The sequence below is a fragment of the Bradyrhizobium centrosematis genome (assembly GCF_045571495.1).
In the GTDB taxonomy this organism is placed as follows: domain Bacteria; phylum Pseudomonadota; class Alphaproteobacteria; order Rhizobiales; family Xanthobacteraceae; genus Bradyrhizobium; species Bradyrhizobium centrosematis.
Genome location: NZ_CP120703.1, coordinates 5,982,733 through 6,005,649, shown reverse-complemented (window position 1 = coordinate 6,005,649; position 22,917 = coordinate 5,982,733). Strand labels below are relative to the sequence as shown.

Genomic DNA, 22,917 nt, shown 5'->3' with positions numbered 1-22,917 from the left:
AGCCTTTATTGATCTCTGGGTCAATTCAGGCTTCGCTCTATCGATTGGCGCGTTGGACCAATGTCAGGCCCGCGTCCGGGGCAGCGATCCAGGGCTGCTCCCTCAGCTGCTCTTGGGCGGCGCTTAACTGTTTCCGCAAGCACAATAATTTGCTTGGCATCTGGCATACCAGTGGCTAGAACTGGAGCCGTTCTAAAAGACGAGATCGAGACGAATCGATGAGCCACGACGTGCACAAGGTCCGCCCGTTTGAGCATCCCGGCGAGGGGCGCCGGCGCGCCAAGGCCACGCCCAAGGGGCGGCAGGTCGATCCCACTGCGGCGCACGAGATCGAGCAGCTGCTCGGGGACAGGCCGCGGCGGCGTGATCTCCTGATCGAATATCTGCACCTGATCCAGGACAAATATCACCAGATCTCGGCCGCGCATCTCGCCGCGCTGGCTGATGAGATGAAGCTCGCCTTCGCGGAAGTGTTCGAGACGGCGACCTTCTACGCGCATTTCGACGTGGTCAAGGAGGGCGAGCCGGATATCGCGCCGCTGACGATCCGCGTCTGCGATTCGCTCACCTGCGCGATGCTCGGTGGCGAGAAGCTGCTCGAGGATTTGCAGAGCGCGTCGGGACCCGGCATTCGCGTCGTACGGGCGCCCTGCGTCGGCCGCTGCGACACTGCCCCGGCAGCTGAAGTCGGGCACAATTTCGTCGACCATGCGACTGTCGCCAATGTCATGGCGGCCGCGACAGCCGGCGACACTCACGCCCATCTGCCCGACTATATCGGCTACGACGCCTATGTCGCCGGCGGCGGCTACAAGCTGCTGGGCCGCCTGCGCTCGGGCGAATTGTCCACGGACGATCTGTTGAAGGCCCTCGACGAGGCCTCGCTGCGCGGCCTTGGCGGCGCCGGTTTTCCCACGGGGCGCAAATGGCGCGCGGTGCTCGGCGAACCCGGTCCGCGGCTGATGGCCATCAACGGCGACGAGGGCGAGCCCGGCACGTTCAAGGACCGTTTCTATCTCGAAAGCGATCCGCATCGCTTCATCGAAGGCATGCTGATCGGCGCGCATGTGGTGCAGGCCTCCGACGTCTACATCTATCTGCGCGACGAATATCCGGCCTCGCGCGAGATCCTCCAGCGCGAGATCGCAAAGCTCCCGCCGGGCGGTCCGACGCTGCATATGCGCCGCGGCGCCGGCGCCTATATCTGCGGCGAGGAGTCTTCGCTGCTCGAAAGCATCGAGGGCAAGCGCGGCCTGCCCCGACATAAGCCGCCTTACCCGTTCCAGGTCGGCCTGTTCGGCCTGCCGACGCTGATCAACAACATCGAGACGCTGTGGTGGGTGCGCGACATCGTCGAGAAGGGCGCCGACTGGTGGAAGGGCAACGGTCGCCACGACCGTCATGGCTTGCGCAGCTTCTCGGTCTCGGGCCGCGTCAAGAATCCCGGCATGAAGCTGGCGCCCGCCGGCATCACCATTCGCGAATTGATCGACGAGTATTGCGGCGGCATGGCCGAAGGCCATCAGTGCTACGCCTATCTTCCGGGCGGTGCGTCCGGCGGCATCTTGCCCGCCTCGATGGATGACATCCCGCTCGATTTCGGCACGCTCGAGAAATACGGCTGCTTCATCGGCTCGGCCGCGGTCGTGGTCCTGTCGCAAAAGGACAGCGTGCGCGCGGCCGCATTGAACCTGATGAAGTTCTTCGAGGACGAGAGCTGCGGCCAGTGCACGCCGTGCCGCGTCGGAACCCAGAAGGCGGCGTTGCTAATGCAGAAGCCGGTCTGGAACCGGGCATTGCTGGAAGAATTGAGCCAAGCGATGCGCGACGCCTCGATCTGCGGGCTCGGACAGGCGGCATCGAATCCGCTGTCCTCCGTGATCAAATATTTCCCTGACGAGTTCAAGGAAGCGGCCGAATGACGAAGATTACGTTTGAGCTCGACGGCAAGCAGGTCGAGGCCAATCCCGGCGAGACGATCTGGCAAGTCGCAAAACGGCAAGGCCGCGACATCCCGCATCTGTGCTATTCGCCAGCGCCCGACTATCGCCCCGACGGTAATTGCCGCGCCTGCATGGTCGAGATCGAAGGCGAGCGCGTGCTGGCGGCGTCCTGCAAGCGCACGCCGTCGGTCGGCATGAAGGTCAAGACCGAGAGCGCCCGGGCGACTGCGGCGCAGAAGATGGTGATGGAGCTCTTGGTCGCCGACCAGCCGGCGCGCGAGACCTCGCACGATCCGGATTCGAAATTCTGGCACTGGGCCGAGGCCACGGGCGTCACCGAGAGCCGCTTCCCGGCCGCCGAGCGTTGGGCCACCGATGCCAGCCATCCGGCGATGCGCGTCAATCTCGATGCGTGCATCCAGTGCGGCCTCTGCGTGCGCGCCTGCCGCGAGGTCCAGGTCAACGACGTCATCGGCATGGCCTATCGCAACGCCGGCGCCAAAATCGTATTCGACTTCGACGACCCCATGGGCGAGTCCACGTGCGTGGCCTGCGGCGAATGCGTGCAGGCGTGTCCGACCGGCGCGTTGATGCCGGCCGTGATGCTGGACGACAAACAGACCCGCGTCACCTACGCCGACAGGAAGGTGGACTCGCTCTGCCCGTTCTGCGGCGTCGGTTGCCAGGTCACCTACGAGGTCAAGGACGAGAAGGTGATCTATGCCGAGGGCCGCGACGGTCCCGCCAATCACAACCGTCTTTGTGTAAAGGGTCGTTTCGGCTTCGACTACATCCACCATCCGCATCGCCTGACAAAGCCGCTGGTGCGGTTGCCGAACGCGAAGAAAGACGCCAACGACCAGGTCGATCCGGCCAATCCCTTCACCCATTTCCGCGAGGCGAGCTGGGAGGAAGCGCTCGACATCGCCGCCAAGGGCCTCGTCAAGATCCGCGACGAGAAGGGCGTCAAGGCGCTGGCCGGCTTCGGCTCGGCCAAGGGCTCGAACGAAGAGGCCTATCTGTTCCAGAAGCTGGTGCGCACCGGCTTCGGCTCCAACAACGTCGATCACTGCACCCGTCTGTGCCACGCTTCGTCGGTGGCGGCGCTGTTCGAAGGTCTGAGCTCGGGCGCGGTGTCGGCGCCGTTCGCCGCGGCGATGGACGCCGAGGTCATTATCGTGATCGGCGCCAACCCGACCGTGAACCACCCGGTCGCCGCGACCTTCATCAAGAACGCCGTCAAGCAGAACGGCGCCAAGCTGTTCGTGATGGATCCGCGCCGGCAGACGCTGTCGCGCCACGCGACCAAGCATCTGCAATTCAAGCCCGGCTCCGACGTCGCGATGCTGAATGCGATGATCAACACGATCATCACCGAAGGCCTCACCGACGACCAGTATATCGCCGGCTACACCGAGGGCTTCGAGGACCTCAAGGAGAAGATCAAGGAGTTCACGCCGGAGAAGATGGAGGCGATCTGCGGCATCCCCGCGCAGACGCTGCGCGAGGTGGCACGCACCTATGCGCGGGCAAAATCGTCCATCATCTTCTGGGGCATGGGCATCAGCCAGCACGTCCACGGCACCGACAATGCCCGCTGCCTGATTGCGCTCGCGCTGATCACCGGTCAGGTCGGTCGTCCGGGCACCGGCCTGCATCCGCTGCGCGGCCAGAACAACGTGCAAGGCGCGTCCGACGCCGGCCTGATCCCGATGTTCCTGCCGGATTATCAGCCGGTGGGGCGCGATGATTTGCGCGGCAGCTTCGAAAAGCTCTGGCAGCAGGATCTCGATCCCGTTCGCGGCCTGACCGTGGTCGAGATCATGAGCGCGATCCATGCCGGTGAGATCAAGGGCATGTATATCGAGGGTGAGAATCCCGCGATGTCCGATCCAGATCTCCAGCATGCCCGCGAAGCACTCGCCATGCTGGATCACCTGGTGGTGCAGGATCTCTTCGTCACCGAGACCGCGTTCCACGCCGACGTGATCCTGCCGGCCTCGGCCTTCGCGGAGAAGGACGGCTCGTTCACCAACACCGATCGCCGCGTGCAGCTGGCCCGCCAGGTGATCAAGCCGCCGGGCGATGCGCGGCAGGATCTCTGGATCATTCAGGAGATCGGCAAGCGCATGGGCCTGCCGTGGAATTATGCCGGTCCCGGCGACGTCTATACAGAGATGGCAGAGCTGATGCCGTCCTTGAAGAACATCAGCTGGGAGCGGCTGGTGCGCGAAGGCGCCGTCACCTATCCGGCCGACGATCCGAACAAGCCGGGCAATGAGATCATCTTTACCACGGGCTTCCCGACTGCGAGCGGCCGCGGCAAGATCGTGCCGGCGAAGGTCATTCCCCCGGACGAGATTCCGGACGACGAATATCCGATGGTGCTCTCGACCGGCCGCGTGCTGGAGCACTGGCACACCGGCTCGATGACGCGCCGCGCGCAGGTGCTGGACCAGATCGAGCCGGAGGCGGTCGCCTTCATGTCGCCGAAGGACATGCGGAAGAAGAAGCTCGCGCCGGGCGATTTCATTCGCCTGGAGACCCGCCGCGGTGCCGTCGAGGTGAAGGTCCGCTCCGATCGCGACGTGCCGGAGAACATGGTGTTCATGCCGTTCTGCTACGCGGAAGCGGCGGCGAACCTGCTGACCAATCCGGCGCTCGATCCGTTCGGCAAGATTCCGGAGTTCAAGTTCTGCGCCGTACGGGCCGAGCGTGCGGAGATGCGGGACGCGGCGGAGTAGGGGAAGGCCTCGTGGTCATCGCGCACGAGGCTTGCCACACAAACCGCTGTCATTCCCCGCGAATGCGGGGAATCCAGTACGCCGCGGCCTTTCGGTTCAATCGGAGACGTCACCGAATATTGGATCGCCCGGTCAAGCCGGGCGATGACAGCTATTGTGTCGTGCCAGGTTGCCCTACACAGTCGTTGCTTCGTCGCTTCGCTCCTCGCCATGACGGTGGTAAATACCGTCCATGTCCAAAGTCACCCCAGCCACCCGGGCACTCACTGCCGCCGGTGTTGCCTTCACCGTCCACGCCTACGACTACGATCCCGACGCCGAGAGCATCGGCCTTCAGGCCGCGGCCGCGCTTGGTGAGGACCCGGCGCGTGTCCTCAAGACGCTGATGGCGCTGGTGGACGGCAAGCCGGTCTGCGTCGTCGTTCCCTCCGATCAGGAAGTCTCGATGAAGAAGCTCGCCGCTGCCGTCGGCGGCAAGTCGGCGCAGATGATGAAGCCGCCCGAGGCCGAGCGTGTGACCGGCTACAAGGTCGGCGGCATCAGCCCGTTCGGGCAGCGCAGGCAGGTCGGCACCGTGGTCGAGCAGAGCGCACTCGCGCATGATCTGGTCTATCTCAATGGCGGCCAGCGCGGCCTGCAGGTGCGGCTGAGGCCCGCCGACCTGCGGGACGTCGTGAAAGCGGTCGTCGCGGATGTGCTGGCGTGACGGCAATGGAGCGGGATCATGAGGCGGCCGCGCTTGTGGTGGCTCCTGGTCCTGCTCGCAATCTGCCCGCCGGCTGAGGCACATCAGGTCAACCTCGTCACGGCACGCGTTGCGCTGTCCGCCGATCGCACGGTGAGCGTCGAGCTCGGATTGAAGGGCAGCGACGTCGATCGCGTGATCGGCACGAAGGTCTACGACACCAGGCAGGACGCGGTGGATCCGGCCGCGGTCGAAGCGGCCAGGGCTGCAATCCTGGCCTATTTCGACAGGCATTTGGCCGTGACAGGCGGAGGTGCGGCCTGCCGGCCGAACGATGCGGCGATTCTGCCTGATGGGGACGGCATCGTCTATCGCAACAGCTTCACCTGCGTGGATGCTACCGGGAACATCGTTTACCGCTCCACCGTACTGACCGAGAGAGACAAGAGCGCGCGTCAGGTGGTGCTGATCGCGCAGGGCAAGTCCGAGATACAGGCCTTGCTCGATGCCGAGATGACGACCGTCACACTCTCGGCGGCGCCTTCGCTGTCCTCGACCATGTGGCGCTATCTCGTCACCGGCGTCGAGCACATCTTTCTCGGTTACGACCACATCGCATTCCTGCTTGCCGTGGTGCTGTGGGCCCGACGGCTCATTCCCGTCGTCAAGATCGTGACGGCCTTCACCGTCGCCCATTCGGTCACCTTGTCGCTGGCCGCGCTGGATCTCCTCGTCATCCCGAGCCGCGTCGTGGAGCCTGCGATCGCGGCCTCGATCGTGTTCGTGGCGGCCGAGAACTTCTTTTCGCGTGACGTCGACCGACGCTGGCGCGTGGCCTTCCTGTTCGGACTGGTCCACGGCTTCGGCTTCGCCGGTGCGCTTCGCGAGATCGGCCTGTCCCCGAACGCAGTGGTTCCGTCACTCGTCGCTTTCAACATCGGCGTCGAGATCGGACAGGTCGCGATTATCGCGGTCGCGATGCCGACCCTCCGTCTGGCCGATCGACTGAGTGCAAAGGATCGATCCGAGCCGGCGAGGGCGGCCGGACTGGTCTACACGCTGTCCGCGATCATCGGCCTGCTGGGCGGGCATAGGCTGCTCGCGCGCGTCTTCGAAGCCTGAAGTTCAGCCGTGCCGCCGGCGCGACAAGCTTCAAGGCTGTGGCGCCGGCCACCTCCCCGGGACGGCGTGCCCCCATGAGATCCGTGCACTTGAGTTCGCTCGCGAGCCCTGTATAGAACTGGATTAGAAATAGAATGATGTTCTGTCTAACAGAACAAGCGATGGGGAGAGGCGGAACAATGGAATCCGAACGCGTCGGTCAAACCGACGGCCCACCGGTGCCATTCACACCGGAGGCCGTCATCGCGGCTTTCAAGACGATTCCCGAATTGCTGGCCCGCGACGAGACTCTCGCCGCCCGCGGCCGCTGGCTCGATGTCGACTGCCTGCTGGGCCCGAGCACGCAGCCATTTCACATCGCAATCCGCGCCGGACGGATCGTGGATATGACGCCGCCCCCAGTGTTGATGCGTTCCTGGCGTTTCGCCTATCGCGCGACGCCAGCCGCGTTCGCCGCCCATTGGCAGAAGATGCCGTCGGCGGGCTGGCACGATCTCCTCGCGCTGACCAAGCGCGGGCAGGCGACCCTCGAAGGCGATCTGCACCCCTTCATGACGCATCTTCAGTATTTCAAGGATCTGCTGGCTCTGCCCCGGCGAAGCGGCTTTGGAGCTGCGTCATGAACGGTTATGTCGAGCCGATCGTCGGGCGCTATGTGCATGTCGACCTCGATGGCGAGATCAACCGGATCTATTTCGAGGAGAGCGGCAGCGGCATTCCATTGGTCTGCCTCCACACCGCCGGCTCCGACGCGCGGCAATGGCGGCATCTGCTCGTGGATGACGAGTTCACCAGACATTTCCGCGTCATCGCTTTCGACATGCCCTGGCACGGCAAGTCCAATCCGCCGGATAGCCAATACGGCAGCGAATACCGGCTGACCACGGCAAGCTACACCACGACGATTCGCGCGTTCTGCAGCGCGCTGGGGCTGGACCGGCCGGTGGTGATGGGCTGCTCGATCGGCGGCCGTATCGTGCTCAATCTCGCCATCGAGCATGCGCGCGAATTCCGCGCCCTGATCGGGCTCGAGGCCGCGGACTTCCAGCAGCCCTGGTATGACACGGCCTGGCTGAACCGGCCCGACGTTCATGGCGGGGAGGTCTGCGCCGCCCTGGTGTCGGGCTTGATCGCGCCCGGTGGTCCGGAGGCCGCGCGCGATGAGACGCTGTGGGGTTACAAGCAGGGTGGCCCCGGCATCTTCAAGGGCGACCTCTATTTCTATCGCGTCGATGGCGATCTGCGCGGACGCACCGGCAATATCGATGTCAACCAGTGCCCGCTCTACCTCCTGACCGGCGAATACGATTTCTCCTGTACGCCGGAGGACACGCTGCGCACGGCTGCCGGCATCCCCGGCGCAAAGGCGACCGTGATGGAACGGCTCGGCCATTTTCCCATGAGCGAAAACCCAGCCCAGTTCCGCCGCTATATCGCGCCGGTGCTGCAAGACATTCTCGATAAGCAAAAGTTGTAAACGGGAGGCGTACATTATGAAGTTGCGTTGGATGATGGCGGCTATCCTTGCCGCCCAAACGAGTGCTGCGGCTGCGGCCGACAATGTCATCAGGATCGGCGTGCTCAACGACCAATCCGGTGTGTTCGCCGACAACGGCGGGCGCGGCTCGGTCGCAGCGGCGAAGCTCGCCGCGGAAGATTTCGGCAACGAACTGCTCGGCAAGAAGATCGAGATCATCTCGGCCGACCACCAGAACAAGCCGGATATCGCTTCGGCCACCGCGCGCAAATGGTTCGACAATGAGGGCGTCGACATGATCGCGGACGGCGCGGCGTCGTCGGCCGGATTCGCCATCCTCGAAGTCGCAAAGCAGAAGAACAAGATCTTCGTCATCTCGGGGCCCGGCTCATCCGATTTCACCGGAAAATCCTGCTCGCCGGTCAGCTTCCACTTCAACTACGACACCTATGCGCTGTCGAAGCTGACCAGCGATGCGATCACGCGCGCGGGCGGCAAGACCTGGTACTTCGTGACCGCCGACTATGCGTTCGGCCACGCGCTTCAGCGCGATGCCACCAAGTTCATCGAGGCCGCCGGCGGCAAGGTGATCGGCTCGGCCGCGCATCCGCTCGGCACCGCCGATTTCGCCTCGTTCCTGTTGCAGGCGCAAGGCTCGAAGGCCGACGTCGTCGGCCTTGCGACATCAGGCGCGGACGTGCAGACCGCGATCAAGCAGGCCGGTGAGTTCGGCATCGTCGAGGGTGGCCAGAAGCTTGCCGGTCTTCTCGTTTTCATCACCGACGTGAACTCGCTCGGCCTCAAGGTGACCCAGGGTCTGCAGGTGACGACCTCGTTTTATTGGGACCTCAACGAGCAGACCCGGGCCTGGTCGAAGCGGTATGCCGGCCTGATGGACGGCAAGGTCGCGAGCATGGTGCAGGCCGGCGTCTATAGCGGCGTCCATCACTACCTCGCCGCCGTGAAGGCAGCCGGCACGACCGATGCGACGGCCGTCGCCGCCAAGATGCACGAGCTGAAAGTCAACGACATGTACAACAAGGACGTCGCGATCCGCCCCGACGGACGCGTACTGCACACCATGTATCTGGTGCAGGTGAAGAAGCCGGAGGAATCCAAGTACAAGTTCGACTACTACCGGGTTGTCAGCTCCAAGCCCGGCGAAGAAGTGTTCCGGCCGATGAGCGAAGGCGGCTGCCCGCTGGTCAAGTAACTGCGCTGCCGGGCGGCCCGGTGGTCCGCCCGGCCAAGAGATTTTTAGGGAGAGTACGGAATGTCTGGTTCGATTGGGTTCATCGGTCTCGGCGTCATGGGCGAGCCGATCTGTCGCAATCTGCTGCGCAAGAGCGGACGAACGGTGCTTGCGTTCGACCTTGCCCCCGAGCCGCTGGCGCGGATCGTGGCTGATGGAGCGACCGCGGCAAAGTCGATCGAGGACATCGTTGCCGACGCAGAGACGATCTTCCTCTGCCTGCCAAGTGCCAAGCACGTGACGTCTGTCTTCGACGGCATCCTGCCGGCGATCAAGAGCGGCCAGACCGTGATCGATCTCGGCACCTCCGATGTCGGCCAGACGCGGGCGTTCGCCAAGCAGCTCGCAGACAAGGGCGCGCTCTGGATCGATGCGCCGATCGCGCGCACCCGCCAGGCGGCGCAGGACGGCACGCTCAGCGTCATGGTCGGCGCGACGCCGGCGCAGTTTGCCGCGGTCGAACCGCTGATCCGGCATTTCGCCACCGATGTCACGCACTGCGGCGGGACCGGCGCGGGGCAGGTGACGAAGATCCTCAACAACATGGTGCTGTTCGAGACCGTCAATGCGCTGGCGGAGGCCGTTGCGCTCGCCAAGCACAGCGGCGTCGAGCCGAAGCTGCTGCTGGAGACGCTGTCCAAGGGCTCGGCGGACAGCTTTGCCCTGCGCAACCACGGCATGAAGGCGATCGTCGCCAAGGAGTTTCCGCTGCGGGCCTTCTCGACCGAATATGCAATGAAGGATCTTTCCTACGCGCTGGAGCTGGGCGCGCAGGCCGGGCTGAACCTGCGCGGCGCGGCGCTGATGCGCGAGATCTTCCAGGAGACGATCGACAAGGGCATGGGCGATGCATATTTTCCCGTCATCGCAAAGCTCATCGATCCCTCCGGATTTCCCCAATAGGAGACGACATGCCTTCGCCGGGCGTCGCAGCCGTCGACCGCGCTCTCAGCATTCTGGCGGCCTTCGAGGATGCGCCGGAGCCGATGACGCTGGCCGAGCTGGCCCGGCGGACCAAAATGTACAAGAGCACGCTGCTGCGGCTGATGACGTCGCTGCAGGAATTCGGCTATCTCGTGCAGTTCGCCGACGGCCGCTATCATCTCGGCCCGACGCCGTTCCGGCTCGGCGCGGTTTACCAGCGCAGCAACAATCTGCATGACCGGGTGATGCCTCTGCTGCGCCAGCTCGTGGCCGACGGGACCGAAAGCCCGTCCTTCCATGTGCGGCACGACGCCAAGCGCCGGCTCTGCGTGTTTCGCGTCGATTCCCAGCACTCGACGCTCGACCGGGTCGAGGCCGGCATGCTGCTGCCGCTCGACCGCGGTGCGGCTGGCCGGGTCCTCCTCGCCTTCGACGGCGAAAAAGGCGAGGGCTATGACGAGATTCGCAAGGAGTGCATCGCCCTGTCCTTTGGCGAGCGCGATCCCGACTGCGCCGGGCTTGCCTGCCCGGTGTTCGGCCCCGGTGGCAAATGCGTGGGCGCCTTGTCGCTCTCGGGGCCGAAGCCGCGGTTCACGCGCGACAACATCAAGGTGATGGCGTCGCTGCTGTTGAAGGCTGCCATCCGACTGACGCGCGCGCTGGGCGGCCCGACCGAACCTCTCGATGCCGCGCTCGCCGCCGCGGCCGACGATGCGCGTCCTCCGCGCCGGGCAAGACGATAGGCTACTGCTTCTGCAGCAGCTTGAGACGGCAGCGCAGCGCCTCGCGAATATGTGCGCGTGCGAGCTGCTCGGCTTTATCGCCGTCGCGCGCGGCGATCGCGTTGATGATGGCTCGATGCTCCTCGTGGCTGGTCGAGGAACGGCCGGTTACGGTGAAGGTGGTCGGACCGAGCAGGGCGATCCAGTCCTGCAATTCGCGCGAGGCATTGTCGAGGTAGCGGTTGCGCGCGGCGCGGCAGATCGCTTCGTGGAAGCCGCGGTTGAGCCTCGCCATCTCGGTGGCGTCGGTCGCGGAGGCCTCGACGAAAGCCTGCTCGATATCCCTGAGCGCGTCGACCTCCGGCGGCGAGGCGTGCTCGGCGGCGAGGCGCGCCGCGGCGCCTTCCATGATCTCGCGCATGGCATAGAGCTCGAGCACCTCGGAGATGTCGAGATTGCGTACGATCAGCCCGCGGCCGCCGCCGGGTTCGACGAAACCGCGCGCGGCGAGCCGGCTCAGCGCCTCGCGAACCGGCGTGCGGCTGACCTTGAGCCGCCGGGCGACCTCCTCCTCGCGCAGGCGGTCGCCGGCGCGGTAGCTGCCGGCCTGCAGCGCCTCGCAGAGAGAGCGGAACACCGCCTCACCGAGCGCAACGCCGCCGCTGCGTGCGATCGATCCGCCTGCCTTTGCCGGGCGTCTGGCCATATCGGTCCTCGAAGCGCAAGATGCGGCCTGCCCATGCAGAGATGCGCTTGCGCCCCGGATGTATATCTTTGTATACAAAAGTACGCAATGGCGGGCCGGATCGACGGAAGCCGCCGGCTGGCAGAATGTCTCCAATGTCGTTGCACCGGACAAACCGCATGGGCAGCAAATACGACGTGCTGGTGATCGGAGGCGGCAATGCGGCGCTGTGCGCGGCCATTGCGGCGCGGCGCGGCGGCGCGTCGGTGCTGGTGCTGGAAGGCGCGCCAAAGTTCTATCGCGGCGGCAACACCCGGCACACCCGCAACATGCGCTGCGCCCATGACGCCGCGACCGAAATCCTGACCGGTCCCTACACTGAGGAGGAGTTTTGGGAGGATCTGCTGCGCGTCACCGGGGGGCAGACCGATGAGGTGCTCGCCCGCCACATGATCCGCGAGTCCAAGGACATCCTCAACTGGATCGTGGAGCAGGGCGTGCGCTGGCAGCCCTCGCTCGGCGGCACGTTGAGCCTTGGCCGCACCAATTCGTTCTTCCTCGGCGGCGGCCGCGCGATGCTGAACGCGCTCTATCTCACGGCCGAGCGGCTCGGGGTCGACGTCGAATACGACGCCGAGGTCACCGACCTCGTGATCGAGGACGGCATGTTCCTGGCCGCGCGCCTCAAGCGGCCGATCAAGGGCGAGAGCGAGGTTCGAGCGACCGCGCTGGTGGCCGCGGCCGGCGGGTTCGAGGCCAACATCGAATGGCTGAAGCAATATTGGGGCGAGGCCGCGGACAACTTCCTCATTCGCGGCACGCCCTATAATCGCGGCTCGATCCTGAAGATGCTGCTCGACAAGGGCGTGCAGGAGGTCGGTGACCCCACCCAGTGCCATGCGGTCGCGATCGACGCCCGAGCGCCAAAATTCGACGGCGGCATCATCACGCGGCACGACTCCGTCGTGTTCGGCATCGTCGTCAACAAGCACGCCCAGCGCTTCTACGACGAGGGCGAGGACATCTGGCCGAAGCGCTACGCGATCTGGGGCCGGCTGGTCGCGGCGCAGCCGGATCAGATCGCCTATATCATCTTCGATTCCACCGTCGTCACCAGCTTCATGCCGACGCTGTTCCCGCCGATTGCCGGCCAGACGGTGGCCGAGCTCGCCGCCAAGCTGGAGCTCGATCCGACCGCGCTGGAGAAGACCATCACCGAGTTCAACGCCGCGGTGCGTCCCGGCACCTTCGACCACACCATTCTGGACGACTGCGTGACCGAGGGCATCACGCCACCCAAGACCCACTGGGCGCGCAAGATCGAGACGCCGCCTTTTCTCGCCTATCCGGTGCGACCGGGCATCACCTTCACCTATCTCGGCACGCGCGTGAACAAGGAGGCGCGGATGCTGATGGCTGACGGCAAGCCCTCGGCCAACATGTTCGCGGCCGGCGAGATCATGGCCGGCAACGTGCTCGGCAAGGGCTATGCCGCGGGCATGGGCATGACCATCGGCAGCGTGTTCGGACGGATCGCGGGACGGGAAGCGGCGCGCCACGCCAAGAACTAGACCAAGAAAAGAGACGGGAGAAACCATGTCACGCATTGCCATCGCTTCGATCGCCGCGCTGTTGATCGGCGGCGAGGCCTGCGCTGCCGAGCCGATCAACCTGCGCGACATGGGCTCGTTCCATGTCGGCGGGCGTCTTGTCGAAATCTCCGGCAAGCCAGTGAAGGAGGTCGTGTTCACGCCCGGCGGCGTGCCGGCCAAGGTCGATCCCAACGGCACGTATCAGGTCGAGCAGATGTACGTGCAGTATTTCCTGCCGGCGAACGAGAAGGGCGCCTATCCGCTGCTGATGTGGCACGGCGGCGGGCTGGCCGGCGTTACCTACGAGACCACGCCCGATGGACGCGAGGGCTGGCTAAACTATTTCCTGCGCAAGGGATGGGCGGTCTACAATTCCGACGCGGTTGAGCGCGGCCGCGCCGGCTGGGCGCAATACCCTGATATCTTCAAGGGCGAGCCGGTCTTCCTCACCACGGCCAATCCGTTCGAGCGTTTCCGTATCGGCGACGGACCGAACTCTTACGATCCCGATCCGGCCAAGCGGAAGGTACTGCCGGGCAACCAGTTTCCGGTCGAGGGCTACGAGAACTTCGTCAAGCAGAACGTGCCGCGCTGGACCACGACTGACGGTGCGACCGTTGCCGCCTATATCGCCGAGATTGACCGCGTTGGCCCCTCGGTCATCCTGTTCCACAGCCAGGCCGGCAGCTTCGGCTTCAAGGTTGCGCAAGCCCGGCCCGACAAGGTCAAGGCGCTGATCGCGATCGAGCCGGCCGGCATCGGCGATCCTGCCAAGGCCGATGTGCTGAAGAACATCCCGACCCTGATCATCTATGGCGACTACATCGAGCGCGATGCCCGCTGGCCCAAGATCCGCGCCAACGGCGTCGCCTTCGCGGACGCCATCAAGGCGGCTGGCGGCAGCGTCGACGTTGTCGATCTCCCAAGGGCCGGCATCAAGGGCAATTCGCATATGGTGATGATGGACAAGAACAACCTCGAGGTAGCAGCCCTGATCCAGAAATGGCTCGAGGGCAAAGGCCTGACGAAGTAACGCCATGCACGGAACCAGAATTCTCGACGAAGCCGACCGTCTGATGACGGTCTGCAATTCCTGCCGCTACTGCGAGGGGCTTTGCGCGGTCTTTCCCGCCATGGAGATGCGTCGCGCCTTCTCCGACGGCGATCTCAACTATCTCGCCAATCTCTGTCATGCCTGCGGCGCCTGCTATGTCGACTGCCAGTTCTCGCCGCCGCACGAGTTCAATGTCAATGTCCCGAAGACGCTGGCAATCGCGCGCGCCGAGTCCTACGCAGCCTATGCCTGGCCGCAAGCGCTGTCCGGCACCTTTGCACGCAACGGGCTCGTCATCAGCATCGTCACGACGCTCAGCATGGCCGCCTTCATCCTGGGCTTCGCCGCATTCAACGATCGCAGCGCGCTGTTTGGCGTGCACGCCGGCGCCGGCGCCTTCTACAAATTGATGCCGCACAACGCGATGGCTGCACTGTTCAGCGCCGCGTTTCTTTATGCCGTCCTCGCGATGGTGATGAGCGTGCGCGCCTTCTGGCGCGACATCGGACCCGCCATCGGCGGGCGCGCCGACGGTGGTTCGATCTTCCAGGCCATCCGCGACGCCGGCGAGCTGCGCTATCTGCATGGCGGCGGCGTCGGCTGCTATAACGAAGACGACAAGCCGACCGACCGGCGCAAGCTGTATCATCACCTGACCTTCTACGGCTTCATCCTGTGCTTTGCGGCGACCTCGGTCGCCACGCTGTATCACTATCTGCTCGGCCGCGAGGCGCCCTATCCGTGGTGGGATCTGCCGGTGGTGCTGGGTACACTCGGCGGCGTCGGACTGATCGTTGGCCCGATCGGCCTGTTCACGGCCAAGATGCGGCGCGATCCGGCGCTGCTCGTCGAGGGCCGCTACGGCATGGATGTCGGCTTCATCGCCATGCTGTTCCTGACCGGGCTCACCGGCTTGCTGCTTCTGCTGCTGCGCGAGACTGCTGCCATGGGGCCGCTATTGGCGCTGCACCTCGGCGCGGTATTTGCGCTGTTCATCACCATGCCCTACGGCAAGTTCGTGCACGGCATCTATCGCTTCGCAGCCCTGGTGCGCTATGCGCAGGAGCGGGGGACGGCGGCGTGATCCGCGCACCGTCCGGGTCCCTGTGAACCTCTTAAGCCACCTCGCGCTCCGGCGCGGAGGCTTGCTCTCGGGCCAACGTCGTGGCCGTAACATAGTCGGTCTTGCCGGTGCCGAGCAGCGGCACCTTGTCGACCACCATGATCGTGGCCGGAACGGTCAGCTCGGACGCGCCGATCGACTTGGCTCGCGCCTGCATTGCGCTGCGTTCAGCGCTCTTCTCCGTCGTCAGCAGCACGATGCGCTCGCCCTTGCGCTGGTCGGGGATCGAGACGGCGACCGAGGCGGCCTGCGGCCACAGCGTCGCTGCGATGGCTTCGACTGCGGACAGTGAGACCATTTCGCCCGCGATCTTGGCAAAGCGCTTGGCGCGACCCTTGATGGTGATGAAGCCGGCAGAGTCGATCGCCACGATGTCGCCGGTGTCGTGCCAGCCCTCGGGAAGCTTTTCAAGGACGCCGGGATTTTCGACCCTGAGATAACCGAGCATCACGTTCGGACCGCGCACGGACAGACGCCCACCGTCTTCGATGCCGGGGACCGGATCGAGGCGGCTTTCCATCAGCGGCGAGAGACGGCCGACGGTGCCGGCACGGTTGGCCATCGGCGTATTCATCGCCAGCACCGGCGCCGTCTCGGTGACGCCGTAGCCTTCGAGGATGCGGATGCCGTAGCGCTCCATGAACACCTGGCGTGTCCGATCCTTGACCGCCTCGGCGCCGGCGATGACGAGGCGCAGGGTGCGGAAGTCGTAGGCATGCGCCGACCGTGCATAGCCTGTGAGGAACGTGTCGGTGCCGAACAGGATGGTGGCGCCGGTCTGGTAGATCAGCTCTGGCACGATGCGGTAGTGCAGCGGTGAGGGGTACATGTAGATCGGAATGCCCGCGAGCATCGGCATCATCATGCCACCGGTGAGCCCGAACGAGTGGAACACCGGCAGCACGTTGAACACCTTGTCGTTGGCATTGGCGTCGACCCGCGCGAGCGCCTGCGCCGCGTTGGCGAGGATGTTGCGATGGGACAGCACCACGCCCTTCGGCGTTCCTTCCGAGCCCGAGGTGAACAGCACGACGGCCGGATCGTTCGCCTGGCGCGGCACGCGCGGCGCGGTACCGGCGAGCAGGCCCTTGATCTTGTCGCCAAGGCCGATCGAGGCACGGACGTCCTCCAGATAGACGACGCGCGCCTCGGCGGAGATTGCGCCCATCAGCTTGTCGAGCTTGCCCTTCTCGATGAAGGCCTTCGAGGTCAGCACGGTCCCGACCTGCGCCGCCTTCATGGCGGCGAGCACGTTGACCGGGCCGGCCGAGAAGTTGAGCATCGCCGGGACACGGCCGATATTCTGCAGCGCCATGAAGACGACGGCGACGCCCGCCGAATTCGGCAACAGCACGCCCACATTCTCGCCGACGGAGGTGCCGTTTTCCAGTTTCCGGCTCAGGACCTGCGCGCCGAGGATCAGCTTGCGATAGGTCAGCTTGGTGCCGAGCGCGTCCTCGATGATGACCTTGCCGGTGTCGCGATCGCGATAGGCATGTCCGAGCGCCTCGAACAGCGAGTGGTCGAGCATGGCGTTCTTCACCAGAGCGTCGATCATCACGTCCTGGAGCGCGGCACCGGCGGCGTTGCGACGCGCCTTGCCCTTCAGCGCCTGGTCGACCGGAAGCTTGACCGGGGGCAGGATGGTGACCGTCACCCGCGGAAACCACGAGCGCTTGATCTGGCTGGAGTTGAGATAGCTGAGATGCGAGCGCTGCGCCCCTTCGATGCGGACCGGCACGACCACGGCATCAGCCTTGTCCGCGATCATCGCGGTGCCGTCATAGACCTTCATCAGCGAGCCGGAGACGGTGATGCGTCCCTCCGGGAAGATCACCACCGGCTCGCCGGCGGCAACGAGCTTGATCAGGTCGCGCGCGGCCAGCGGCTTGGTCGGGTCCATGGTGTAGTGCTTGACGATGCGCAGGAACGGCTTGGCCCACCAGGCCTTGGCGATGCCGGTATCCACCGCGAAGCTGGAATCGATCGGCAGCACGGCGTGCAGCAACGGGCCGTCGATCAGGCTGACATGATTGGGCGCGATCAGCATCCGCGTGCCCGGAGGCGGCAGGTTTTCCAGGCCGCGCACCTCGGTGCGGAACAGCGCGCGGAACAGCAGCGCGCCGAAATCGCGCACGCCTTCCTTGCCCCACTTGGTCAGGACAAACCAGACCGCGCCAAAGCTGGCGACGCCGAGGCCAAAGAAAATCCAGCCGACATGCAGGCCAGCCGCCTGCAGCAGCGCGACGAACAGCGAGCCGACCACCATGAAGGCGGCCTGCAGCACGTTGCCCGCGGCAATGATACGGGCGCGCTCGGACGCCGCCGACCAGGCCTGGACCGCGGCAAAGGACGGAACGACGAACAGCCCGCCGCCGAATGCGAAAGCGACGAAATCGACCAGCATGCGCAAGCCGGCGAACGAGGTTGCGAAGCCAGCCGCGGCGATGTCCTGGCCCTTGGCGGTCACGGCGATCGCGAAGGCGAGATCGAGGCCGGCGCAGCCCATGATGATGGCGCCGATCGGCACCAGTGCAAGGTTCGGACGAACATGGCTCAAGCTGGCAGCGAACAGCGAGCCGATCGCGATGCCGATCGCGAAGATCGCAAGACACAGTGTCACCACACCCTCGGTGCCGCCGACGACATCCTTGACCAGCGCGGGCAGCAGCGACAGCACGATGGCGCCGACCAGCCAGAACCAGGAGACGATCACGGTGCCGTCCCACAGGCGATGGTCGGCATGTAGTGTCCTGAGCAGGCTCACCGTCGAGGTCCAGGGGTTGGCATCGACGGGCAACTCGGGCGCGGAGGGCGTCGTCTGCGGGATCCGGGACGCGAATGCCCAGGACAGCAGGGCGAGCACGACCACAGCCGATGCGACCCAGCCCATATGCGCGGAGCCGGCCACGAACTGGCCGCCGGCGACGGTGCCGAGCAGGATGGCCATGAAGGTCGCGCCTTCGACCAGCGCGTTGCCGGTCGCAAGTTCGCCGAGTTCGAGCTGGTCCGGCAGCATGGCGTATTTCACGGGGCCGAACAGGGCGGCGATGGTGCCGAACAGGGCGAGCGCTGCGAACAACAACGGCACCGAATGCAGGAAGAAGCCGGCGGCGGCAAAGCAGGCTGCGAAGATCTCGGCGAATTTGAGCCGCCGCGCGACGAGGGATTTGACGTATTTGTCGGCGAGCTGGCCACCGAGCCCGGACAGGATGAAATAGGGGAAGATGAAGACGGCGCCGGCCACCGTCACCAGCGCATCGCCGTGGCCGGTTGCGGCACTGTAAAGCAGGATAATGACGAGCGCGTTCTTGAGCACGTTGTCATTGAGCGCCGAGAAAAACTGCGCCCAGAACAGCGGCGCAAAGCGGCGTGACGACATCAATTCCCTGATCATGACTAGTCCTGTTTTGGAAAGGCAGCCTGAGGTTGTTACGTTTTTTGTGAGACGTCACGGCCGGAAGCGCATGGGACGAACGATTGCCCGGCAACGAAGTTGCTGGCCTGCACTGTCCCCTCGGTTTCTCCGATCCTGTTGGTCTCCAATTGGTCTCGTTAGGTTCGCAAATATCTGGTCGCGGTCGCGTCAGCCGCGCTGACCCTGATCTGGCCGAGGCAATATGGAAACCTGAACCGCCTCATGGAGGCCAGCGAGATCGACCGCGTCTGTCCGGACATGGTGAGTCCTTCGTTGCAGCAAGAACGGGAATTCAGATCGTACTCGACCCGCAGGGCTGCCCCCGGCTCAGGTGAGATGGGAGAGATGGCGAAAGGGCGAGAAGCGGCCAAGAACGCTGAACCTACGCCCTTCGAGACGTGCACGATCGCGGCTGGCCCGCCACATCCGGAAGGCCGCCCGACGTTCCGCGAGCACGCCAGCAACGTCACATGCGTTGGCGATGCGATTGATCGGCGCCATGGCGAACCGCAGCAGGGCCCGGCCAAAGCCGGTCACGAAGGCCGCGGCGTCGTCGATGAACGTGGTGGCAATATCAACAGCGAGGGTTTGCATTTTGCAGGTCTCCGAGTTAATTTGAACAATGTTCACATGAGTAGCTTGAAAATGAACAATGTTCAAGAAGAATCGCCGCGAGACCAAAAAAAATCTCGGCGGCGGCTCCAGATCCTGGAGATCGCCCGCGGCATTATCGAAACTAAAGGCTTGAGATCGTTGAAGGTTCGGGACGTCGCGGAGGCCGCTGGCTGTTCCGTTGGCAGCGTCTATAACGAGTTCGGCGACTTCGACAGTGTGATCCTGACGGTCAATCGGGAAACCGTTCGGGCCCTGACGGACCAGCTTCGCGAGGTGCGGGCCGAGGACCCCATCCGCCAGCTCTACGGGCTTGCCGGGACCTACCTCGGATTCTTCGCCGAGCACGCGAATCTGCTGCGGTCGCTGTTCGAGCATCGGATGGAGGACGACCGTCCTTATCCCGACGACATCCTGCAGATGGTGATGGATGCTTTCGCGTTGATGCATTCGCCCCTGGTACGCCTATTGCCGGATGCAGATGACGTGAAGATCGCGCTGCTGTCGCGCACCTTGTTCTCTGCCGTGCACGGCATCATCTCGCTCGGTCTCGAGGAGCGCATGGTCGCCGTGCCGCCGCAGATGCTACGTCAGCAGGTCGAGCAGTTCCTCGACACACATCTCGTCGGTCTTGGGATTTTGCCTTCCCGGTGAAGGCGCCTTAGGCTGGTGCCGCTTCGCGCGGCCGAGCCGCAACGACGATGATATCAGGTCTTCCGCCGTCGACCTGAACGCGGTTGCGTCCCTTTTCCTTGGCGCGATAGCAGGCGGCATCGGCGCGTCGCATCGCGTCCTCGAGCGTGATGGTGCCCTCGGGAATGCAGGCGAGCCCGATGCTGGCGGTCACCGCAAAGCAGCGATCGTCCCAGCTGAAGTTAAACAGCTCGAGTGATCGTCGCAGCCGTTCGGCGATTTCGACTGCATTCGCGGGCGAGCATTGCGGCAGGATCAGGCCGAATTCGTCGCCGCCCAGGCGCGCCACCAAATCGTGCGGGCGCCGGTCCTGTTGCAGAAGACGCGAGACCTGGCAGAGCAGCCGGTCGCCGGCGAGATGACCGCAGCTGTCGTTGACGCTCTTGAACTGATCGAGGTCGATTAGGATCAGGCCGAGTGGGCCCGCCGCGGCATCGTCCAGCTCGGTTTGCAGGCGCGCCTCGAAGGCACGGCGGTTGGAAAGGCCGGTCAGCCAGTCGTGCGATGCCTGCCACGCCAGGCGTTCCTTCTCGGCATGCAGGGCGTCCTCGAAGGCGTGTCGCTGCAGCACCAATCGTCTCGTGTGCCAGATCAGGAGCAGGATCAGCGTTACGGCGGTGACGATGTTGATGCCGGTCAAGATCAGCTTGATGGCGCGGGAGCCTTCACCGAGGACGGCAGAGAACCGGTTGGCATGTACCGTGAACTGGGCGTTGAGCTCGGAGAGTCGCGACGACAGGATTTGCAGGCGGCTTGCGTCCTGAACGGGGCCGTTCTCCCACTCGGACCGGATGACCTCGCCGAAGACGCTGAGCTCCAGCAACATGGGGTCTGTGGCGGCCCACTCGCGGATCGCTTCCTGCAGGAAGCTGACGCGGTTGAAGTAGCGAAACAGCCAGATCAGTCCGGGAACGTCATCGGGATGATTGCCGCCTTGCAGGAAGCCGATGCGCGCCGCCTCGACATCGACCGGATCGCGCTCGAGCGCCCAGCGCGCGAACTCATCGCCGATGGGAACGGCGAGCGAAGCCTGGTATTGCGCGAACTGGCTGGCGTCGCCCGAATGCAGATAGAGATTGAGGAGATAGACGGCGTTCTTCTGCGAGCGCGACCACAACGCTTCGCCCGCGACATAGGCGCGAACCGACGACAACACCTCGAGACTGAATCCCGCGATCGCCGCCTGGAGCATGACGACCATCACGAAAGGCGAGACGAGCTTGATGACGTGAAGGAAGCTGCGTTCCTTCATCGACATGGCTGTTCGGCGAAACACCCTGGCATTCCCCAAATCGCGCAACGCCTCCAACCGAGCGCTGCGCCTGCAACGCAAAGTAGATGGGATGGTTGCTTAACTCGACCTGAAAGGCGCGGAGGACTGCATTGCAGGATGAAGACGTCGTGAAATGGATGCCCTCAGATTGCGTCAAATGCCGCGAAATCGAGTGAGCCGGGGCGTCATATCCGTCGGATGTGCTTTGCTTGGCGAAGAGAATTGGGGCCGGGCTAGACCAGCACCGGCTTGCGCACGCGGCCGGCGTCACCGAACACGCGCAGGTAACGCTCGATCTCCGAGGGCATCCCGGTCGCCTTCTCCGGATTGTCGGAGAGCTTGACGGCGGGACGGCCGTCCACCGACGACACCTTGCAGACCAGCGAGATCGGATCGAGATTGAACGACCCATCCGGCGTGCAGCCGACGAAATCATTGGTGAGGTTGGTGCCCCAGCCGAAGGAGAGCCGCACCCGGCCGGTGAAGTGATGGTAGGTCTCCTCGATCGAGCCGACATCCATCGCGTCGGAAAAGACGAGCAGCTTGTCCCTGGGATCGCGGCCCTTCTTCTCCCACCAGGCAATGATCTCCTCGCCGGCCTGGACCGGCGGCGCGCTGTCGGGCCGGAAGCCGGTCCAGTCCGCGACCCATTCCGGCGCATCGCGCAGGAACGCCTTGGTGCCGAAGGCGTCGGGCAGTGCGATCAGGAGGTTGCCGCCATAGGTCTGGCGCCACTGGTCGAGGATGCGGTAGGGCGCCCAGCGCAATTCCTCGTCGTCTTTAGCGAGCGCGGCCGCGACCATCGGCAGCTCATGCGCATTGGTGCCGATGGCTTCGAGATCGTTGTCCATCGCCAGCAGCACGTTGGACGTGCCGATGAAGGACGAGCCGAGGCCCTCTTTCACGGCCTCCACGCACCAGCGCTGCCAGAGGAAGCCGTGGCGGCGGCGGGTGCCGAAGTCGGACAGGCGCAGATTCTCCAGCTTGCGAAGACGCTCCACCTTGGTCCAGAGCTTGGCCTTGGCGCGGGCATAGAGCACGTCGAGCTCGAAGCGGCCGCGGCCCTTCATCGCGGCGCGCGAGCGCAGCTCGTTGAGGATTGCCAGAGCCGGGATCTCCCACATCGTGGTGTGGGTCCACCGCCCATGGAAATGCAGCTCGTACTGGCCCTCCACCTTGCGCAGCTCGTATTCGGGAAGGCGGAATTCGGCCAGCCAGCGGATGAAGTCCGCCGAGAACATGTGGGTCTTGCCGTAGAAGGTGTTACCGGCCAGCCAGATCAGCTCTTTCTTGCTGAAGCGGATGGTGCGGGCATGGTCGAGCTGGGCGCGCAGCTCACCCTCGTCGATGATGTCGGCGAGCCGCACATGGCGGGAACGGTTGATGACCGAGAAGGTCACCTGCTGATCCGGGTAGTCTTCCCGAATCATCTGTAACATCAACAGCTTGTAGAAATCGGTATCGAGCAGGCTGCGGATGATGGGATCCAGCCGCCAGCTGTGATTGTAGGTTCGGCTCGCAATGTCGGTCACTGTCATGGGTACATTTTAGCGTGGCTCCCCCTGCGCAACCAGTGGATTTGGGAAGGGCAGTCTTGC

Annotated in this window: 17 protein-coding genes; 13 read left to right on the top strand and 4 right to left on the bottom strand. The window is 64.5% G+C overall.

Going from position 1 to position 22,917, the window contains the following annotated elements; translation table 11 throughout:
* Positions 1 to 218 precede the first annotated feature (218 nt).
* From P6U31_RS28615 to P6U31_RS28575, 9 genes are all read left to right on the top strand, one after another.
* Positions 219 to 1,922 carry an NADH-ubiquinone oxidoreductase-F iron-sulfur binding region domain-containing protein gene (locus P6U31_RS28615; protein WP_407185091.1) on the top strand — a complete coding sequence of 568 codons (1,704 nt, stop codon included), beginning with the start codon at positions 219 to 221 and terminating at the stop codon, positions 1,920 to 1,922.
* Entirely contained in the window at positions 1,919 to 4,687 is a 2,769-nt protein-coding gene (gene fdhF / locus P6U31_RS28610) for a formate dehydrogenase subunit alpha (RefSeq protein ID WP_407185090.1), read from the top strand. The genes P6U31_RS28615 and fdhF overlap by 4 nt, the downstream gene beginning before the upstream one ends.
* Before the next feature lie 232 nt (positions 4,688 to 4,919).
* Positions 4,920 to 5,393, top strand: a complete 474-nt coding sequence (gene ybaK, locus P6U31_RS28605) for a Cys-tRNA(Pro) deacylase (protein WP_407185089.1) — start codon at positions 4,920 to 4,922, stop codon at positions 5,391 to 5,393.
* A gap of 18 nt (positions 5,394 to 5,411) precedes the next feature.
* Positions 5,412 to 6,494, top strand: coding sequence for a HupE/UreJ family protein (locus P6U31_RS28600; RefSeq protein WP_407185088.1), 1,083 nt, complete (start codon positions 5,412 to 5,414; stop codon positions 6,492 to 6,494).
* A 179-nt stretch (positions 6,495 to 6,673) separates the two neighbouring features.
* The gene (locus tag P6U31_RS28595; RefSeq protein ID WP_407185087.1) at positions 6,674 to 7,117 is read left to right on the top strand and encodes a hypothetical protein; all 444 of its coding nucleotides are present in this window, start codon (positions 6,674 to 6,676) and stop codon (positions 7,115 to 7,117) included.
* Entirely contained in the window at positions 7,114 to 7,971 is an 858-nt protein-coding gene (locus P6U31_RS28590; RefSeq protein ID WP_407185086.1) for an alpha/beta fold hydrolase, read from the top strand. The genes P6U31_RS28595 and P6U31_RS28590 overlap by 4 nt, the downstream gene beginning before the upstream one ends.
* 16 nt (positions 7,972 to 7,987) lie before the next feature.
* Positions 7,988 to 9,184: an ABC transporter substrate-binding protein gene (locus tag P6U31_RS28585; RefSeq protein WP_407185085.1), complete on the top strand. Its 1,197-nt coding sequence runs from the start codon at positions 7,988 to 7,990 to the stop codon at positions 9,182 to 9,184.
* Between the two features lie 60 nt (positions 9,185 to 9,244).
* Positions 9,245 to 10,126: an NAD(P)-dependent oxidoreductase gene (locus P6U31_RS28580; RefSeq protein ID WP_407185084.1), complete on the top strand. Its 882-nt coding sequence runs from the start codon at positions 9,245 to 9,247 to the stop codon at positions 10,124 to 10,126.
* Positions 10,127 to 10,134: 8 nt separating this feature from the next.
* Positions 10,135 to 10,890 (top strand): IclR family transcriptional regulator, encoded by a 756-nt coding sequence (locus P6U31_RS28575; RefSeq protein WP_407185083.1) that lies wholly within the window; start codon positions 10,135 to 10,137, stop codon positions 10,888 to 10,890.
* Position 10,891: 1 nt separating this feature from the next.
* On the opposite strand, the gene P6U31_RS28570 is transcribed toward P6U31_RS28575, so the two are convergent.
* A complete protein-coding gene (locus tag P6U31_RS28570) occupies positions 10,892 to 11,575 on the bottom strand; it encodes a GntR family transcriptional regulator (protein WP_407185082.1) in 684 nt (227 codons plus the stop codon).
* A 158-nt stretch (positions 11,576 to 11,733) separates the two neighbouring features.
* Here P6U31_RS28570 and tcuA point away from each other — a divergent pair, with 158 nt between their 5' ends.
* The 3 genes from tcuA to tcuB are packed head-to-tail and all read left to right on the top strand — an operon-like array spanning position 11,734 to position 15,284.
* On the top strand, positions 11,734 to 13,125 hold the full coding sequence (tcuA, locus tag P6U31_RS28565) for an FAD-dependent tricarballylate dehydrogenase TcuA (RefSeq protein ID WP_407185081.1): 1,392 nt from the start codon (positions 11,734 to 11,736) through the stop codon (positions 13,123 to 13,125).
* Positions 13,126 to 13,150: 25 nt separating this feature from the next.
* Positions 13,151 to 14,179, top strand: a complete 1,029-nt coding sequence (locus P6U31_RS28560; protein ID WP_407185080.1) for an esterase — start codon at positions 13,151 to 13,153, stop codon at positions 14,177 to 14,179.
* A 4-nt stretch (positions 14,180 to 14,183) separates the two neighbouring features.
* On the top strand, positions 14,184 to 15,284 hold the full coding sequence (gene tcuB / locus P6U31_RS28555) for a tricarballylate utilization 4Fe-4S protein TcuB (RefSeq protein WP_407185079.1): 1,101 nt from the start codon (positions 14,184 to 14,186) through the stop codon (positions 15,282 to 15,284).
* 31 nt (positions 15,285 to 15,315) lie between these two features.
* Here the strand turns inward: tcuB and P6U31_RS28550 are convergent, their stop codons facing one another.
* On the bottom strand, positions 15,316 to 18,720 hold the full coding sequence (locus tag P6U31_RS28550; protein WP_407185078.1) for an acyl-[ACP]--phospholipid O-acyltransferase: 3,405 nt from the start codon (positions 18,718 to 18,720) through the stop codon (positions 15,316 to 15,318).
* A 666-nt stretch (positions 18,721 to 19,386) separates the two neighbouring features.
* Here P6U31_RS28550 and P6U31_RS28545 point away from each other — a divergent pair.
* Complete coding sequence (locus P6U31_RS28545; protein WP_407189962.1) at positions 19,387 to 20,007, top strand: TetR/AcrR family transcriptional regulator; 621 nt, start codon at positions 19,387 to 19,389, stop codon at positions 20,005 to 20,007.
* Between the two features lie 7 nt (positions 20,008 to 20,014).
* Here the strand turns inward: P6U31_RS28545 and P6U31_RS28540 are convergent, their stop codons facing one another.
* Both P6U31_RS28540 and pncB read right to left on the bottom strand, forming a co-directional pair.
* Complete coding sequence (locus P6U31_RS28540) at positions 20,015 to 21,322, bottom strand: GGDEF domain-containing protein (RefSeq protein ID WP_407185077.1); 1,308 nt, start codon at positions 21,320 to 21,322, stop codon at positions 20,015 to 20,017.
* Positions 21,323 to 21,552: 230 nt separating this feature from the next.
* On the bottom strand, positions 21,553 to 22,857 hold the full coding sequence (gene pncB / locus P6U31_RS28535; protein WP_407185076.1) for a nicotinate phosphoribosyltransferase: 1,305 nt from the start codon (positions 22,855 to 22,857) through the stop codon (positions 21,553 to 21,555).
* Positions 22,858 to 22,917: the final 60 nt, after the last annotated feature.